The organism is Pseudomonas sp. 44 R 15 (assembly GCF_900004965.1).
GTDB lineage: Bacteria > Pseudomonadota > Gammaproteobacteria > Pseudomonadales > Pseudomonadaceae > Aquipseudomonas > Aquipseudomonas orientalis_A.
Genome location: NZ_CVTU01000090.1, coordinates 114,090 through 131,350 on the forward strand (window position 1 = coordinate 114,090; position 17,261 = coordinate 131,350).

Below are 17,261 nucleotides of genomic sequence, written 5' to 3' on the forward strand. Positions count from 1 at the left end.
GCTAACCCGGCGTCCTGCCGGGTTGCCCACGGATTCAAGCCTGCGTTCGGCCAGCGTGGTTTAACGGGGCGCCTGAGATCAAGATCAAAAGCAGGTCAAGATCAAGAGCGACTCGCTTCGCATCGTGGTTACGGTTGAGCGCTACAGAGTTGTGTAGACACCTATGGCTATCGGGGGCCCCCTCCCACATGTTCTCAGGCTTCGATGCCCAGCATGTCCCGCGCCAGGGCCTCGGCAATCCGAATGCCATCGACGCCCGCCGACAGGATGCCCCCGGCATAACCCGCGCCTTCACCGGCCGGGAACAAGCCTTTCACGTTCAGGCTCTGCATCGATTCATTGCGGGTAATGCGCAGCGGCGATGAGGTGCGGGTCTCGATACCGGTCAAGACCGCGTCGTGCAGCGAGTAGCCTTTGATCTGCTTCTCGAATGCCGGCAAGGCTTCGCGGATGGCTTCGATGGCGAAGTCCGGCAGGGCCAGGGCCAAGTCACCCAGGGATACCCCCGGCTTGTAGGACGGTTCCACGCTGCCGATAGCCGTGGATGGCTTGCCTGCGATGAAATCGCCGACCAGCTGCGCCGGGGCCTCGTAATTGCTGCCGCCGAGCACGTAGGCATGGGACTCCAGGCGCTCCTGCAGTTCGATACCGGCGAGCGGTCCGCCCGGGTAGTCCACTTCGGGTGTGATGCCGACCACGATGCCTGAGTTGGCGTTGCGCTCATTACGCGAATATTGGCTCATGCCGTTGGTCACGACACGATTGGGCTCCGACGTCGCTGCCACCACGGTGCCGCCGGGGCACATGCAGAAGCTGTAGACCGAGCGACCGTTTTTGGCGTGGTGCACCAATTTGTAGTCGGCGGCACCGAGTTTCGGGTGCCCGGCGTATTTGCCCAGGCGTGCGGCGTCGATCAACGATTGCGGGTGCTCGATCCGGAAGCCCACCGAGAACGGCTTGGCCTCCATGTACACGCCACGGCTGTGAAGCATGCGGAAGGTGTCGCGGGCACTGTGGCCCAGGGCAAGGATCACGTGCCTGGAGAGGATGTGCTCGCCGCCATCGATGACCACGCCATTCAACTGGCCATCTTCGATCAGTACGTCGGTGACCCGCTGTTCGAAGCGTACTTCACCGCCCAGGGCGATGATCTGCTGGCGCATGTTTTCCACCACGCCGGTCAGGCGGAACGTGCCGATATGCGGTTTGCTGACATACAGAATCTCTTCCGGCGCACCGGCCTTGACGAACTCGTGCAGCACCTTGCGCCCGTGGAATTTCGGGTCCTTGATCTGGCTGTACAACTTGCCGTCGGAGAAGGTCCCGGCGCCGCCTTCGCCGAACTGCACGTTGGACTCGGGGTTGAGCACGCTTTTGCGCCACAGGCCCCAGGTGTCCTTGGTGCGTTGGCGCACTTCCTTGCCACGCTCGAGGATGATCGGCTTGAAACCCATCTGTGCCAGCAGCAGCCCGGCGAAGATTCCGCAGGGGCCGAAACCGACCACCACCGGCCGTTCGACCAGGCCTTGCGGTGCCTTGCCCACCACGTGGTAGCTGACATCCGGCGCCGGATTGACGTTGCGATCATCGGCAAACTTGAGCAGCAGGGCGGCTTCGTTCTTCACATTGAGGTCGACGGTGTAGATGAAGCACAGCTCCGAGGACTTCTTGCGGGCATCATAGCTGCGCTTGAACAGGGTGAAATCGAGCAGGTCATCACTGGCGATGCCCAGGCGCTGCACGATGGCAGGCCGCAGGTCCTCTTCGGGATGGTCGATGGGCAGCTTGAGTTCGGTGATTCGTAACATGACAGGATCCGGTAGGCGGCGGGCAACAAGGCCGGCTGTTTTGCAAACCGGCGATTATAAGCCCCAATAGGGTTTTTCCGTCAGGTTAAAACAGTGCGGGTGACGATCAGTCGTCCCGCGAGCCGCCAAATGCCGCGCAACCACGCTGTACCTGGCCGTTGACACGCAGCTCGGCGCTCATGTGTTGCAGGCTGCCGCTTACGCTGTCGACGCAGCGCTGCGGGGCGACCCACAATTCGATGTGCTGGTGATTGGCGTCGGTCATCAGGTTGAAGCGCCCATCGCCCAGTTGCTCTTCGACATAAGGCACCGCCAGAGGCGGCTGGCCTTCGCGCTCCAGCACCATGCCCTTGGCCGTGACGCTCATCGCCCAGGCCGGCTTATGGCCGTTTGCCCGCAGGATCATGCGTTTGAAGTCCGGGTCGTTGCAGGCCGATGTCGAGCGCTCGACACGGTACAGCTGTTGCAGGTCCACCGAGCCCTGGGTGCCGCTGGCGACGCCGGAAAACTTGCCACGCAAGTCGGCGAACAACGTGCCTTGCTGACCGGCCAGGGAGGCGGCTTCCTGCAGGATGCTGGTGCCTGCGGTATCGCTGACCACGTAGTTGCGCTGGTCCTGGCAGGGCTGGAACAACAGCTTGCCGTCAACCGCCGTCAGTTCGCCCTGCATGCGGGTCAGTCCGACAGTGGACAGCTTGGCCGGCTCGCTGTCGAACATCTGGCAAGCGGCGAACAAAGGGAACAGGGCGAGCAGGGTAAGGGTCGAGGCGGCACGCATTTTCGGTCTCCAGACAAGTGCCGTCACGTTACGCAGGCTCGCGCCGCATCACAAGCCCGCAGCCCAGCTTCAGGCGATTCTTACAAACCTGAAACTTAGCCCACGATAAACGTCTGACCGGTCTGCAAGCCCTCGACACTTTTTGCGTAGGCTAAAGCCACTTCGGCGCCGGCCACCGGTTTGAACCCACGGAAATAGGGTGCGTAGCTGCCCATGGCCTCCACCAGTACCGTCGGGCTCACGCTATTGATACGCAGCCCCCGGGGCAGTTCGATGGCCGCTGCCTTGACGAAGGCGTCCAGTGCGCCGTTGACCAGTGCCGCCGACGCGCCGGTGCGAATCGGATCACGGTTCAGAATGCCGCTGGTGAAGGTAAACGACGCGCCGTCATTGGCGAATTCCCGGCCGATCAACAACAAGTTGACCTGGCCCATCAGCTTGTCACGCAAGCCCAGTTCGAAGTCGGTTGCGCTCATCTCCGCCAACGCCACGAAGTTCACGCTGCCTGCCGCGCAGATCAGCGCGTCGAACGTGCCGGTCTGCTCGAACAGCTTGCGTATCGAGGCGCTGTCGCTGATATCGACCTGGAAGTCGCCGCTGTTGCGGCCGATGGCGATCACGTCGTGACGCTGCGCCAGCTCGGCCTTGACCGCCGAACCGATCGTGCCGCCGGCACCAATCAAAAGGATTTTCATCGTGCTGTTCCTCCAGGAGTGAGATGAAGGTTAAGTCTAGAGTGGCTTTTTCCGTGGATAAACGCGCTAATGGGCAACCGTTGGTTTTCAATTGGAAACAATCGATGAGCGAAATGGACGATCTGGCGGCTTTTGCCGTATTGATCGAAGCCGGCAGTTTCACCCTGGCGGCCGAGCAACTGGGCTGCAGCAAGGGGCAATTGTCCAAGCGGATCAGCCAGTTGGAAGCGCAGTTCGGCGTGGTGCTGTTGCATCGCACCACGCGCAAGCTGAGCCTTACCGCCGCGGGTGCGGCGCTGCTGCCCCAGGCACAGGCGCTGGTGGTGCAGGTGGAACGTGCGCGTCAGGCCTTGGCGCGGCTCAAGGATGACTTGGCCGGTCCAGTGCGTATGACGGTTCCGGTTTCCCTGGGAGAGACGTTCTTCGATGGCTTGTTGCTGGAGTTTTCCAGGCAGTATCCGCAGGTGCAGATCGAACTGGAACTGAACAACAGCTATCGAGACCTGGCACGGGACGGGTTCGATCTGGGCGTGCGCTCGGGGGCCATCGAGAACGAGCGCCTGGTGGTCAAGCCGCTTTTGGCCTGGCACGAGATGACCTGCGCCAGCCCGGCCTACCTGCAACAGCACGGCGAACCGCTGCGCCCGGCGGACCTGGCGGGCCACACCTGTCTGCTCAACAGCCACTACAGCGGCCGCGAAGAATGGCTGTATCACCAGCAGCATGAGCTGTTGCGTGTGCGGGTGAGCGGCACCTTCGCGTCCAACCACTACAACCTGTTGAAGAAGGCCGCATTGGTGGGCGCTGGTATCGCGCGGCTGCCGTCGTACCTGCTGCCGACGGAACTGGCCGAGGGCCGATTATGCGCGCTGTTGCGTGACTATCAGACGCGCAGCCAGCCGATGTACCTGGTGCATCCCTACCAAGGTGGCCTGCCGCGACGCACCCAGGTGTTGGCCGACTACCTGGTGGACTGGTTCAAGCGCAGCGGTGCAACCCTGGATCGCCTTCAGCGGTAGCGCCGAGCGATCCAGTGGTCGATGGACAACCGGCCCGGGCCCTTGGCCACCAACAGTAATAACAGCGCAATCCAGGTGCCATGGGTGGGGTAAGCGTCTGGATAGACGAACAACTGAATGGTCAGGGTCATGCCAATCAAGGCCAGGGCCGAGAATCGCGTGGCCAACCCCAGCAGGATCAGTACCGGGAAGAAGTGCTCGGCAAAGGCTGCCAGGTGCGCGGCGACTTCGGGGGACAACAGTGGGACGTGGTATTCGCTGCGAAACAAGGGCAAGGTCGAGGCGGCAAGCCGGGGTTCACCCAGTTCGAAGGTGCCGCTGATCAGGTCGATGGCAAAGCCTTCAACCTTGGTTTGCCCGGACTTCCAGAACACCGCCGCAATGGAGAAGCGTGCGATAAAGGCGATCAGGCTGTAGGGGATTTTTTCGAAAAGGGCGATGGCCTGGGTCAGCAGGCCAGCAGCGGAACGGTTCATGGCGATACCTTTTATTCGAGGTGCAGATGAGTGATGGCGTCATGGCTGATCAACAGCGTCAGGCATTGATGCAGGTCGAATTCGGATGAGGCCTGCAAGGCGTGCTCCACTGCCATTTCCAGCCCCGTGCCTTGGTTCAGGCAGTTGATAAAGCTCACCGAACCGCTGTCGATGGCGAACGTCTTGACCGCTAACCCCTGGCGCAACACCACTGCATTTTGCGCAGGCCAGGGGCTGAAACCGGTGACATCGCTGTCATTCTTGTGAGCGGCCCATATCGCCACCACCGCATAGGGAGAGCGCAAGGTGGCGAGCGATGGATGCAATTGCAGGCTCAACTGCCCCAGGTTTTCTTGACCCTGCAGGTGTTGAAGAATGTGCTGCTGGCACAGCGTCGGCGTGTCGGCTGCGTGATAGGCACGTATCCGCAGGCGCTCCAGCCGTGCGATATCCGCCAGGTAGGGCACGCTGTCGGCCGGTTCGAATGCCTGGATAAAATCGGCGAGTCTGCTGCCGTACTCGTTGATCAACGGGCTGGTAGGCGGGTTAGCCTGGACGAAAAGGCTGGCCATGGCGCGGAAGAATTCATCGCCCACCAGTTGCAATGTCACCGGGTAACTGGCTGCCAGCGCATTGATCAACGAGCCCTGGACATTGTTGCGGTACACCGCAAAGCGGCTGGCGGGTTCGGCGCCGTTGCTGCTGAACAGGCCATCCGGGCAGCTACCGTGTGCCGCGAGCAGCGCATCGGCGAACGCGCTCTGAACACTCATGACATCACCTGCGCCAGGCAACGTTCGGCTTGCCGTGACTCGGCGTACAGCACACTGAAGGCCGGCACCTGGTTATCACGCTCGATCAGTGTGGCCACCGGCCCCGTGCGTGTGAGCACCTGTTCGTAGAGCCGCCACACCGCATCGTCGATCGGCGCACCGTGATCATCGATGAGCAGTCGATCGCCCAGGCTGTCGGAATCTTCGGCAAAGCCGGCCAGATGTATCTCGCCGACGGCATGCAACGGTAGTGCATCGATGTAGGTCAGCGGGTCACGCTGGTGATTGACGCACGACACGTAGACGTTATTGACGTCCAGCAGCAACCCGCAGCCGGTGCGCCGGACGATTTCGCTGATGAAGTCGGTTTCGTCCAGGGTGGAGCGCTGAAACTGCACGTAAGTTGAAGGATTCTCCAGCAGCATTGGCCGCTTGAGCGTGCTTTGCAGCTGGTCTATGTGCGCGCATACCCGAGCCAGGGTTTGCGCATCGTAGGCCAGGGGCAGCAGGTCATTGAGAAATACCGGGCCGTGGCTGGACCAGGCCAGGTGTTCGGAAAACGAGTGGGGTTGATAGCGATCAATCAGCCTGACCAGTCGCGCCAGGTGCTCAGGGTCGAGTGGACCTTCGCCGCCGATGGAGAGCCCCACGCCGTGCAACGACAGCGGGTAGCCTTCGCGAATCAACCCCAGGTAGTGGTGAAAGGGGCCGCCGGCAACCATGTAGTTTTCGGCATGCACTTCAAAGAAACCAATGTCGGGTGAAGTTCCGAGCACCTCAGTGAAGTGCTCGTTCTTCAGTCCCAGTCCGGCCCGACGCGGCAGGCCGGGTACCTGAGCCTGGGAGACGGCTTGCAGGGATGAAAGGGTCATCATCAGTACTCAGGTTACGCGGGGTTTCAGGACTTTGCGGTGAAGGCTGCTTCCTGGCCGAAACCGGTCGGCGAGGTGGTGCTTGGGGTCTTGAGGCAGGTACCGGCTGGGACCAGTTTCCAGGCGTTGGCCTGGTCCTTGGTTTTGGACGTGCCGGCGCAGGAAGTGCCGGCGCCGGCGGCGCAGTCGTTCTTGCCGGCTTCGGCGACACCGAAGCATTTCTGCATGTCGTCAGCGGCGTGGGCGGTGGTGGTCAGGCCGGACAGGCTCAGGGCCGAACCGAGGGCAAGGACGAGGGTAGCGGCGGACAGTTTGGTGGTCATGGTGTGTCTCCAGCAGCGGGTTGAGGTGGCAGGCTTGATTGCTTGCTCACACCACTAGAGACGGTACGGAGAAATTCGTTACAACGGCGTAGGAGAAATCTTTTTAAATCGTCAATAAAAAAAGGAGTCGGTTTCCCGGCTCCTTTCATGGTCGTTACACTGCGAAGTCATCAACCGCCCAGATAGGCTTCACGCACCTTCGGATCCGTCAGCAACTGCTCGCCCGTGCCCTGCATCACCACCCGGCCGTTCTCCAGTACATAGGCGCGGTCGGCGATTTTCAGTGCCTGGTTGGCGTTCTGCTCCACCAAAAACACCGTCACGCCGTCCTTGCGCAGTTGTTCGATGATGTCGAAGATCTGCTGGATGATGATCGGTGCCAGGCCCAAAGATGGCTCGTCCAGCAGCAACAGCTTGGGCTTGCTCATCAACGCGCGGCCGATGGCGAGCATTTGCTGCTCGCCGCCGGACATGGTGCCGCCGCGCTGGCTGAAGCGTTCCTTGAGACGGGGGAACAGGTGCAGCACCTTGTCCATCTGCTCCTGGTAGTCGCCCTTGTCGGTAAAGAACCCGCCCATGGCCAGGTTCTCCTCCACGGTCAGGCGCGAGAACACGCGACGGCCTTCCGGTACCACCGCAATGCTCTTGCGCATGATTTCGGCGGAGTGCTTGCCCACCAGCTCTTCACCCATGTAGCGGATGCTGCCGCTGTGGGCCTGGGGCGAGCCGCACAGGGTCATCAGCAGGGTGGACTTGCCGGCACCGTTGGCGCCGATCAGGGTCACGATCTCTCCCTGGCGCACTTCCACGTTGACGCTGTGCAGGGCCTGGATCTTGCCGTAGAAAGTGCAAACGTTTTCGAATTGCAGCATTTTACGCTTCCCCCAGATAGGCTTTGATCACTTCGGGATTGTCGCGGATCTGCTCCGGCGTCCCGTCGGCCAGCGGCGTGCCCTGGTTGATCACCACGATATGGTCGGAAATGCTCATGACCAGTTTCATGTCGTGTTCGATCAACAGCACGGTGGCGTTGTTTTCCTCACGCAACACGCCGATCAGCGCCTTGAGGTCTTCGGTTTCCTTGGGGTTCAGGCCGGCCGCCGGTTCGTCGAGCATCAGGATCCGCGGGCGGGTCATCATGCAGCGGGCGATTTCCAGGCGGCGTTGCTGGCCGTAGGCGAGGGTGCCGGCCGGACGGTTGGCGAACTCGGTGAGATTGACCTTGTCCAGCCAGTATTCCGCGTACTCCATGGCCTCGCGCTCGCTCTTGCGGAACGCCGGGGTCTTGAACAGGCCTGCGAAGAAGTTGGTGTTCAGGTGACGGTGCTGGGCGATCAGCAGGTTCTCGACCGCCGTCATGTCCTTGAACAAACGCACGTTCTGGAAGGTTCGCACCACACCCTTGCGGGCGATTTCGTGACCGGCCAGGCCCTGGATCGGCTGACCGTCCAGCAGGATATTGCCGCCGCTCGGCTTGTAGAAACCGGTGAGGCAGTTGAACACCGTGGTCTTGCCGGCGCCGTTCGGGCCGATCAGCGCCACAACCTGTTTCTCCTTGACGGTCAGGGCAACGCCATTGACCGCCAGCAAGCCGCCGAAGCGCATGCTCAGATTTTCGACTTTCAGGATCTCGCGGCTCATTTGCGCAGCTCCATGTGTGGACGTTGCATGGGCAGCAGGCCTTGAGGGCGCCAGATCATCATCAGCACCATCATGGCGCCGAACATCAACATGCGGTATTCGCTGAACTCACGCATCATTTCCGGCAGCAGGATCATCACGATCGCCGCCAGGATCACGCCCAGTTGCGAGCCCATGCCACCCAATACGACGATGGCGAGAATGATCGCCGACTCGATAAAGGTGAACGACTCCGGGGTGACCAGGCCCTGGCGCGCGGCGAAGAAGCTGCCGGCAAAACCGGCGAACGCGGCGCCCAGGGTGAACGCGGAGAGCTTGATGATGGTCGGGTTCAGGCCCAGGGCGCGGCAGGCGATTTCATCTTCGCGCAAGGCTTCCCAGGCACGCCCGATGGGCATGCGCAGCAAGCGATTGATCACGAACAGTGCCGCCAGCGCCAGTAACAGGGCGACCAGGTACAGGAACACCACCTTGCTCACCGGGTTGTAGGCAATCCCGAAGTATTCGTGGAAGGTCTGCATGCCTTCGGCGGCGGTGCGGTCGAACGACAGTCCGAAGAACGTCGGCTTGGGGATGCTGCTGATGCCGTTGGGGCCGCCGGTGATGTCGGTGAGGTTACGCAGGAACAGACGGATGATTTCACCGAAGCCCAGAGTCACGATGGCCAAATAGTCACCGCGCAGACGCAGTACCGGGAAGCCCAGCAGGAACCCGAATGTGGCGGCTGCCATACCGGCCAGTGGCAGGCAGATCCAGAAGCTCCAACCCAGGTAATGCGAGAGCAGCGCGTAGGTGTAGGCACCCACCGCATAGAAGCCCACATAGCCCAGGTCGAGCAGTCCGGCCAGGCCCACCACAATGTTCAGGCCCAGGCCCAGCAACACGTAGATCAGGATCAGGGTGGCGATGTCGACCGCGCCGCGCGAGCCGAAGAACGGCCAGATCAAGGCGGCGATGATCAGGCCGATGATGATGTAGCGTTGGGTGCGCGGCAGGGTCAGGAATTGGCTGACCTTGGGCGACACTAACGGCGCACGATTGCCCTTGAACAGGGCGCCGACCTGCTGGGTGAACAGCACGCGCAGGAACATCAGCACCGAACACAGGGCGATGATGGTCAGGGTCACGGGCCCGGTGCCATGCACTTCCAGGTTGATCCCGACAATGCTCAGCTTGAGGCCGAGTACCGGAAAGGCCACGGCCCATACCAGCAAGGCGCTGAAAAACGCCGATTTAAGATATCTGCTCATACTTTCTCAACCTCCGGACGGCCCAGGATGCCGGTCGGACGGAACAACAACACCAGAACCAACAAGCCGAATGCCACGACGTCCTTGTACTGGTCACCGAAGATATCGGCGCCGAAGGCTTCGGCCACGCCCAGCACCAGCCCGCCGAGCATGGCGCCCGGGATGCTGCCGATGCCGCCCAGTACCGCCGCGGTGAAGGCCTTGAGGCCCACCAGGAAGCCGGCGTTGGGGTTGATCACGCCGTACTGCATGCTCAGTAACACGGCCGCGACGGCTGCGAGTGCGGCGCCGATCACGAAGGTCAGGGCGATGATGTTGTTGGTGTTGATGCCCAGCAGGTTGGCCATCTTGATGTCTTCGGCGCAGGCCCGGCAGGCGCGCCCCAGACGGGAGCGGGAAATGAACAGCGTGAGGCCGAGCATGGCCACCAGGGTGACGATGAAGACCAGGATCTGCATGTAGGAGATCAGCACTTCTTCCGCACCACCGGGACCGAAGGAAATGCTCCCCGGAATCAGGTTGGGAATCGACTTGTCCTTGGAGTCCTGGGACAGCAATACGGTGTTCTGCAGGAAAATCGACATGCCGATGGCGGAAATCAGCGGGATCAACCGGTTGCTGCCACGCAGGGGGCGGTAGGCAACACGCTCGATACTGTAGCCATAGGCACTGGTCACGACGATCGACGCAAGGAACGCAGCGGTCATCAACAGCGGCAGGGAGTGGATACCCATCATGGCCAGCCCGGCAAGGGCGATGAAGGCCACGTAGGAACCAATCATGTACACCTCGCCATGGGCGAAGTTAATCATTCCAATGATGCCGTAAACCATTGTGTAGCCAATGGCTATCAAGGCATAGGTGCTGCCAATGGTCAGGCCATTAACCAGCTGTTGGAAAAAATGATAGATCTCAGGCATTACAGCGCTCCTAAAAACCCGATACGCATTTCACTGGTGGAGTCATGTTCCGGCCCTGTGCTGTGTTCTGTGAGCACATTTGCACAAAGCGTTTGCCAGCGAACCGCTGGTGACGGTTTTAAGATTTTCAGGTGAGCCAGCGCCCGGATCGCGGGTGACAGGCCCATAAACCTCGTAAAACAAAGCCCACTGCTCTCACAGTGGGCTTGTTGGACCAGTAACGCCTGGCTTACTGAGGGGAAACTTCGGTTTTTGGTTTGCCGAAGTGCCATTCATAGACCACGAACTTGAAGTCCTTCAGGTCGCCCTTGGCGTCGAAGCTCAGTTCGCCGGTAGGGGTCTTGAAGGTACCGGCGTGGATGGCTTCGGCCACCTTGGCGGTGTCTTCGCTCTTGGCGGCCTTGATGCCGCCGGCGATCACTTCGATGGCCGAGTAGGCCGGGAACACGAACGGACCGGTCGGGTCCTGCTTGTTCTTGGCAAACTCTTCAACGATGGCTTTGTTGGCAGGGTCGGTGTCGAAGGATTTCGGCAGGGTCACCAGCAGGCCTTCGGAAGCGCCTTGGGCGATTTGCGAGATGGAGTCGTTGCCGACGCCTTCAGGGCCCATGAACTTGGCGTTCAGGCCTTTTTCCTTGGCTTGGCGCAGGATCAGGCCCAGCTCAGGGTGGTAGCCGCCGTAGTAGACGAAGTCGACGTTGGCTTGCTTGAGTTTCTGGATGATCGAGGAGAAGTCCTTGTCACCGGCGTTCAGGCCTTCGAAGACGGCAACTTTGACGCCTTTTTCTTCAAGGGTTTTCTTCACGGCGCTGGCGATGCCTTCACCGTATTGCTGCTTGTCGTGCAGTACGGCAACGATCTTCGGCTTCACGTGGTCGGCGATGTAGTTGCCGGCCGCCGGGCCTTGTGCGCTGTCCAGGCCGATGGTGCGGAAGATCAGCTTGTAGCCACGGGCGGTGATTTCCGGGCTGGTGGCTGCCGGGGTAATCATGATGACGCCTTCGTCTTCATAGATATCCGACGCGGGCTGAGTGGAGCTGGAGCAGAGGTGACCGACCACGAACTTGACGCCGTCATTGACCACTTTGTTGGCGACGGCAACGGCCTGTTTCGGATCGCAGGCGTCATCGTATTCCTTGGCTTCAAGCATTTTGCCGTCTACGCCGCCCTTGGCGTTGATGTCGGCGATGGCCTGCTTGGCACCCATGAATTGCATGTCGCCGTATTGCGTTACGGGACCGGTCTTGGGACCCGCGATACCGATCTTGATGGTATCGGCTGCGAACGAATGGCCGGCAACCCCAGCCAGGACCATAGCGGCAAACAGTTTGGAAATCTGCTTAGTAGCCTTATTCATAGTGCTCCACTCTTACTGTTGTATTTTTTATAGTTCTAGCGGCCTTGTGAGCTGCAGAACCGGATCAGATATCGCGGATATCCCCCCGGCATTGCCCTGGCAACTGTACCGGTACAGTGTAGAGCGCCGGTTGATCGCTTGAAAAGCTGGCTGTCGGGGGCAAAACCGGGTTGTGTCGCTTAAATGAAAGAAAAAGACAGAATTGCGCCGGGGTTATACCAGCCTTTCAAGCATTCCCTGGCTTTTCCGACGCTTTCAATCGCTACCTCATTTGCTACTGGGTTTTTCTGACTGAGCCACGACGCTATGATTGCGCCGATTTTTTACTCAGGTGAACTCCCATGACGCAAGAACCTAGCACCCTCTATGCCAAGCTGCTCGGTGAAACCGCCGAAATTTCCTGGAAGGAGCTCGAACCCTTCTTTGCCAAGGGTGCCCTATTGTGGGTCGATGCCGGGCTGGATTTGATCGAAGCGGCCGAGGCGATGGCCGAAGACAATCGCGATAAAGTCGCTGCCTGGCTGGCTGCGGGGAGCGTTGGCGAAGTGTCTGCGACGCGGGCGTTGGACCTGGTCGAGCGTGACCCGGGCCTGTGGGCGGTGGTGGTCTCGCCGTGGATTTTGATCCAGGAAAGGGCGGCATAAGAAAGTCGTGATCAAAAAGGGTGCACCGCTCGCGCTTGGGCAAGTGTGTAGCGGAGTAACCGCTTGGCCAGTGATGGCAACTTGCCGTAGAGAAAGGTCACAGCCTGACGGTGACGTTAACGTCACGGGAACAGTTGGGAAGCCGGGGTAAGTGCCGGGAAATTGTTTCAAGGTATTGGGCGTGGCCGCTTCAGCGAATGGGCCTCACCGTGGAAGGCGGGCTCACGCGCGCCGGTGCAGGTGCCTTGGGCGAAGCCGCGTCTTTATCGGCGGCTGCGCTGAACGTGTGCAGCGGGTTGCGTATCTGCATGCCCTGCATCACCCCGATGATTTCGCTGAAGGCCACCGCCGGGCTCAGCAGATAACCCTGAATGAAATCGCAGCCATGCTGCAGCAACAGTTCGAATTGCGCCTGGGTTTCCACCCCTTCGGTCACCACTTCCAGATGCAGCGTATGGGCCATGCCGATAATCGCCTGGACGATTTCGCTGTCGGCGGTGGACTTGGGAACATCCTGGATAAACGAGCGGTCGATCTTCAAGGTGGTGAGGGGCAGGCGCTTGAGATAGGCCAGCGATGAATAGCCAGTGCCGAAGTCATCGATGGCCAGGGACACGCCCAGGGCGCGGATCTGCCGCAACAAGGCCAGGGTGCTGCTGATATTGCCCATCAACGCGTTTTCGGTGACTTCCAGCTCCAGGCGATTGGCGGCAATGCTGGCAAAGCGCAGGGCGGCTTCGATTTCGTCCGCCAGTTCATCCCGGGCCAGGTTCAGGGCCGAGCAGTTCACGGACATGGTCAGCTCGGTGTAGCCGCGATCAGACAGCAGGCTCAGGTCATGACAGGCCTGGCGCAATACCCAGTGGTCCAGTTCGGCAATCAGCCCGTTGCTCTCGGCAATCCCGATAAACCGGTCCGGCGCCAGCAGGCCGTGCTGCGGATGCTGCCAGCGCACCAGGGCCTCCAGACGCGTGACCTTGCCGAGCTTCATGTCGAAGATCGGCTGATAGAACAGCACCAGCTCGTTACGCGTGCGCAGGGCGGCGCGCAGTTCTTCTTCCAGTTGCAGCTCCAGGAAGGCGCGGGTTTTGAGGTTGGAACTGAAGAAGTGCAGGCTGTTGCGCCCGGCGTCCTTGGATTGGTAAAGCGCAAGGTCAGCGGTTTTCAGCAGTTCTTCACAGGTCTGGCCATCGTCGGGAAACAGGCTGATGCCGATGCTGGTGGTCATGACCATGCGCCGGCCGGCCAGCTCGATGGGTTCTTTCATCTTTTGCATGATGCGCTGGGCCATGTGCCGCGCTTCGTCGCGATGATGGATGTTGATCAGGATGCAGAACTCATCCCCGCCAAAGCGCGCCACCACGTCGGCATGGCTGCGCACCGAGCTTTTGATATGGCTGGCCAGCACGGTGAGCAGTTGATCGCCGGCGTCGTGCCCAAGGCTGTCGTTGATACGCTTGAAATGGTCAATGTCGAGGAAGATCACCGCCATCATGCCGTTGGAGGCGGTTTTTTCAGCGACCTTTTCCGCAAAGATCTGGTTGAAGCCGCGCCGGTTGAGCAGGCTGGTCAGCGCGTCGTAATGGGCGACCTGCTGCAATGAGGCCCGAGCCTGGTCCAGTTCGCTGAGCAGCGCGTTGACCCGGCGCAGATCGCGTTCCTTGTGCTGCAGTTTTTTGTCCGCCAGGGCGGCGCTGATGCTGCTGCCGATCACCAGCAAGGTAATCACCGCCACCGACAGGCCCAGTTGCATGGGGTTGTTGTCCACCGGCAGTGACAGATTCACGCCGTTGGGTACCAGCAATTGCATGGCCGCCATGCCGGTGAAATGCATGCTCAGGATACCGGCGCCCAGCACCAGGCTGGCGGCGTATTTGAGCAGTTGGTGAAACACGCCGGCACCGTTGCGCAGGTAGCTCGACAGCAACAACGCCGCCAGGCTCGCGCCGATGGCAATCGCCACCGACGCCATGAACAGCCCGGATTCGAAGTACACCTGGGCCTGTGAGCGCATGGACGACATGCCGACGTAGTGCATCAGCGCGATGCCCAGTCCCATCCACACTGAGGCCAGCACGTACTGGTGCAAGCGCAGGCGCGCGTGACTGAGGGTCTGCATGGCGAACAGCGAAGCGATCAGAGCGATGACCAGCGAGACGAAGGTCATGAGCAATTCGTAATGAATGGCGATGGGCGCCTGGAATGCCAGCATGCTGATGAAATGCGTCGACCAGATACCGCCCGCCAGGCAACCCGCGCCCAACCAACGCCAGCGGCGGCGGGCGGTGGGGTCTTCCACATGGCCGACGCGTTCGGCCATATCCAGCGTGCCGAAGCCCGCCGCGCAGGCGACCAGATAAGCCAGCAGCACCAGAAAGGGGTTATGACTGCAATTGAGTAATAAGTGCCCGTTGTCTGGAAGCTCGGTGAAAAAGTGCAGCCCCAGCCATTCCATAGCGTGTCCCGTCATAGCGTCCCGTCACTGCCTCAGGCGGTGACCTATGAGATCGAGTATAGAAGCCTCGCGGGATTTGCCATGAATAATGGCACTTTGATTCAATTCTTTTTGCATGGCGCCCATAGCGTTTGATGCTAAGCGCTGATGGGCAGATCCAGTTCGAAAGGTCGTTCCTCGAGGGGCGCCAGACCGAAAGCGGCGCGGGCGGTATCGCAGTCGACGTTGTGCACGCCCTGGCTCCACGAGGCGTCGAATTCGCGACAGGGGCTTGAGCGCTGTTCATAAATGGAACAGCGCGTGCCTTTGCCCACTTCACCCTCGAGGCTGCAGCAGCGTGCGGGCTTCTGGTCGGTGCCGATCATTGCCACGCGGGTGGGGTTGATCTGCACCACCAGGTCGTCGGGCACCGTACCGCCCGATGAGGCGCATTCGCCCCAGAAGAAAGACACGCGAAAGTGTGAACAGCAGGCACCGCAATTCAGACACGGACTGGCTTCGGACATGGGCGTCATCGATTAAGAGTAGGGAAGGGGAACTGCGGGAAGGCTCGCCATTCTATCTGGGCCGTGGCCGTTGGGAAGGGGGCGCACAGATATATTTTCGTAGGGAAAGTCCCGTAATTTCGGGGATATCACGCCCTATCAGCTTTACGAATCATTACAGACAAGCGCCGCCGGCCTGACTATGTTGCAGCTACTGAGCAGGATGCAGTGGGCATCGCAGCTCTCATAACAATAAAGAGACGGACCCATGCAGAACTCGACCCAAGCGGCGAATGCCTGGCGCATTCTGTTCCTGCTGTTCCTCGCCAACCTGTTCAACTTCTTTGACCGCACCATTCCGGCGATCATCATCGAGCCGATCCGCATGGAGTGGCATCTGAGCGACTTCCAGCTCGGCATCATCGGTACCTCTTTCACCATCGTTTATGCCATCGCCGGACTGCCGCTGGGGCGCCTGGCCGACACGGGTTCGCGCAGCAAACTGATGGGCTGGGGCCTGTTTGCCTGGAGCGGGCTGACGGCGGTCAATGGCCTGGTCGGCAGTTTCTGGAGCTTCCTGCTGGTGCGCATGGGCATCGGCATCGGGGAAGCCAGCTATGCCCCCGCCGCCAATTCGTTGATCGGCGATCTGTTTCCCGCCCACCGCCGCGCGCGTGCCATGGGGATCTTCATGCTCGGCCTGCCGTTGGGCTTGTTGCTGGCATTCTTCACCATCGGCGCGATGGTCAAGGCGTTCGACAGCTGGCGCGCGCCGTTCTTTATTGCCGCGGTGCCGGGGCTGATCCTCGCGGTGTTCATGTTCTACATCAAGGAGCCCAAACGCGGCGCGGCGGAATCGGTGCAAGTGTCCCAGGAACGCGTCGACCGTCCGATCCGCCGTGTGCTGACGGTGCCGACTTTCCTGTGGCTGGTGCTGGCCGGGCTGTGCTTCAACTTCGCCACCTACGCGTGCAACTCATTCCTGGTGCCGATGCTGCAACGCTACTTCCTGATGCCTTTGCAGGAGGCGGCGGTGGCCACCGGTGTGATCGTCGGCCTGACCGGTCTGGTGGGTCTGACCCTGGGGGGCTGGATTGCCGACAAGATCCACCAGCGGGTCGCCAATGGCCGGCTGCTGTTCGCCGCGTGCAGCCTGATCATCTCCACGGTCACCACCGCCTGGGCCTTGCATGCCGGGCGTATCGAGATCGGGGTGTTCGTCTTGCTGTTCAGCGTGGGCTGGCTGTTTGCGTACAACTTCTATACCTGCGTGTACACGGCGATTCAGGACGTGGTTGAACCGCGTCTGCGGGCCACGGCGATGGCGTTGTTCTTTGCCGGTTTGTATCTGCTGGGTGGGGGGATGGGGCCGATTGTGGTGGGCGGGTTGTCTGATCATTTTGCGCATGCGGCGATGTACGCGGCGGGGGCTGAGCAGATGACCGAGGCTTATAAGGCGGTGGGGTTGCATGACGCCATGTATCTGATCCCGGTGGCGTTGTTTCTGACTATGCTGTTTTTGTTTCAGGCTTCGCGCAGTTTTGTGCGTGATGCCAGGCGGATGAAGGAAGGGTTGAGTGCGGTGCAGGTGCCGGCTGCTGCGGCGACTGCTTGAGACCGAGGTGAGGCTATCGGGCTCCCCCCACATTTTGATTTGTGAACACAGTCAAGTGTGGGAGGGGCGGTGCGACGATTCGACTTGCCCCCGATGGCGGCCTCTGGGCCGACCAGGATGTTGGATCAGACCGAGTACATATCCGTTTCT

General features: G+C 60.6%; 17 protein-coding genes. 3 read left to right on the plus strand and 14 right to left on the minus strand.

Annotated features, from left to right (window positions below):
* Positions 1 to 194 precede the first annotated feature (194 nt).
* The 3 genes from BFP93_RS12815 to BFP93_RS12825 form a co-directional block, all read right to left on the minus strand.
* Complete coding sequence (locus tag BFP93_RS12815) at positions 195 to 1,808, minus strand: NAD(P)/FAD-dependent oxidoreductase (RefSeq protein ID WP_065893403.1); 1,614 nt, start codon at positions 1,806 to 1,808, stop codon at positions 195 to 197.
* A gap of 106 nt (positions 1,809 to 1,914) precedes the next feature.
* Positions 1,915 to 2,586, minus strand: a complete 672-nt coding sequence (locus BFP93_RS12820) for a COG3650 family protein (RefSeq protein WP_065886135.1) — start codon at positions 2,584 to 2,586, stop codon at positions 1,915 to 1,917.
* Positions 2,587 to 2,681: 95 nt separating this feature from the next.
* Complete coding sequence (locus BFP93_RS12825; RefSeq protein WP_065893404.1) at positions 2,682 to 3,281, minus strand: short chain dehydrogenase; 600 nt, start codon at positions 3,279 to 3,281, stop codon at positions 2,682 to 2,684.
* Between the two features lie 104 nt (positions 3,282 to 3,385).
* Here BFP93_RS12825 and BFP93_RS12830 point away from each other — a divergent pair, with 104 nt between their 5' ends.
* Positions 3,386 to 4,300 carry a LysR family transcriptional regulator gene (locus tag BFP93_RS12830; RefSeq protein ID WP_065893405.1) on the plus strand — a complete coding sequence of 305 codons (915 nt, stop codon included), beginning with the start codon at positions 3,386 to 3,388 and terminating at the stop codon, positions 4,298 to 4,300.
* On the opposite strand, the gene BFP93_RS12835 is transcribed toward BFP93_RS12830, so the two are convergent.
* The 9 genes from BFP93_RS12835 to BFP93_RS12875 form a co-directional block, all read right to left on the minus strand.
* The gene (locus BFP93_RS12835; RefSeq protein WP_065893406.1) at positions 4,291 to 4,776 is read right to left on the minus strand and encodes a DoxX family protein; all 486 of its coding nucleotides are present in this window, start codon (positions 4,774 to 4,776) and stop codon (positions 4,291 to 4,293) included. The two genes, BFP93_RS12830 and BFP93_RS12835, sit on opposite strands and share 10 nt — an antisense overlap.
* Before the next feature lie 11 nt (positions 4,777 to 4,787).
* Positions 4,788 to 5,549 carry an HvfC/BufC N-terminal domain-containing protein gene (locus BFP93_RS12840; RefSeq protein WP_065893407.1) on the minus strand — a complete coding sequence of 254 codons (762 nt, stop codon included), beginning with the start codon at positions 5,547 to 5,549 and terminating at the stop codon, positions 4,788 to 4,790.
* Positions 5,546 to 6,424, minus strand: coding sequence for an MNIO family bufferin maturase (locus BFP93_RS12845; protein ID WP_065893408.1), 879 nt, complete (start codon positions 6,422 to 6,424; stop codon positions 5,546 to 5,548). Before BFP93_RS12845 ends, BFP93_RS12840 begins: the two co-directional genes overlap by 4 nt.
* A gap of 23 nt (positions 6,425 to 6,447) precedes the next feature.
* Entirely contained in the window at positions 6,448 to 6,744 is a 297-nt protein-coding gene (locus BFP93_RS12850; protein ID WP_065893409.1) for a BufA1 family periplasmic bufferin-type metallophore, read from the minus strand.
* A 170-nt stretch (positions 6,745 to 6,914) separates the two neighbouring features.
* A complete protein-coding gene (locus BFP93_RS12855; RefSeq protein ID WP_065886142.1) occupies positions 6,915 to 7,616 on the minus strand; it encodes an ABC transporter ATP-binding protein in 702 nt (233 codons plus the stop codon).
* A 1-nt stretch (position 7,617) separates the two neighbouring features.
* The gene (livG, locus tag BFP93_RS12860) at positions 7,618 to 8,385 is read right to left on the minus strand and encodes a high-affinity branched-chain amino acid ABC transporter ATP-binding protein LivG (protein WP_065893410.1); all 768 of its coding nucleotides are present in this window, start codon (positions 8,383 to 8,385) and stop codon (positions 7,618 to 7,620) included.
* Entirely contained in the window at positions 8,382 to 9,635 is a 1,254-nt protein-coding gene (locus BFP93_RS12865; protein WP_065893411.1) for a high-affinity branched-chain amino acid ABC transporter permease LivM, read from the minus strand. The genes livG and BFP93_RS12865 overlap by 4 nt, the downstream gene beginning before the upstream one ends.
* The gene (gene livH, locus BFP93_RS12870) at positions 9,632 to 10,555 is read right to left on the minus strand and encodes a high-affinity branched-chain amino acid ABC transporter permease LivH (RefSeq protein WP_065886145.1); all 924 of its coding nucleotides are present in this window, start codon (positions 10,553 to 10,555) and stop codon (positions 9,632 to 9,634) included. Before livH ends, BFP93_RS12865 begins: the two co-directional genes overlap by 4 nt.
* A 229-nt stretch (positions 10,556 to 10,784) precedes the next feature.
* Positions 10,785 to 11,912, minus strand: coding sequence for a branched-chain amino acid ABC transporter substrate-binding protein (locus BFP93_RS12875; RefSeq protein WP_065886146.1), 1,128 nt, complete (start codon positions 11,910 to 11,912; stop codon positions 10,785 to 10,787).
* Between the two features lie 341 nt (positions 11,913 to 12,253).
* On the opposite strand from BFP93_RS12875, the gene BFP93_RS12880 reads away from it, so the two are divergent.
* Positions 12,254 to 12,556: a DUF2288 domain-containing protein gene (locus tag BFP93_RS12880; protein WP_065886147.1), complete on the plus strand. Its 303-nt coding sequence runs from the start codon at positions 12,254 to 12,256 to the stop codon at positions 12,554 to 12,556.
* A 190-nt stretch (positions 12,557 to 12,746) separates the two neighbouring features.
* Here BFP93_RS12880 and BFP93_RS12885 read toward each other — a convergent pair whose 3' ends face one another.
* On the minus strand, positions 12,747 to 15,011 hold the full coding sequence (locus BFP93_RS12885) for a putative bifunctional diguanylate cyclase/phosphodiesterase (RefSeq protein WP_065893412.1): 2,265 nt from the start codon (positions 15,009 to 15,011) through the stop codon (positions 12,747 to 12,749).
* Between the two features lie 137 nt (positions 15,012 to 15,148).
* Positions 15,149 to 15,517, minus strand: a complete 369-nt coding sequence (locus BFP93_RS12890) for a YkgJ family cysteine cluster protein (protein WP_065893413.1) — start codon at positions 15,515 to 15,517, stop codon at positions 15,149 to 15,151.
* A 247-nt stretch (positions 15,518 to 15,764) separates the two neighbouring features.
* Between BFP93_RS12890 and BFP93_RS12895 the strand changes: the two genes are divergently transcribed.
* Positions 15,765 to 17,111, plus strand: coding sequence for a spinster family MFS transporter (locus BFP93_RS12895; protein ID WP_065893414.1), 1,347 nt, complete (start codon positions 15,765 to 15,767; stop codon positions 17,109 to 17,111).
* The last annotated feature ends 150 nt before the right edge of the window (positions 17,112 to 17,261 follow it).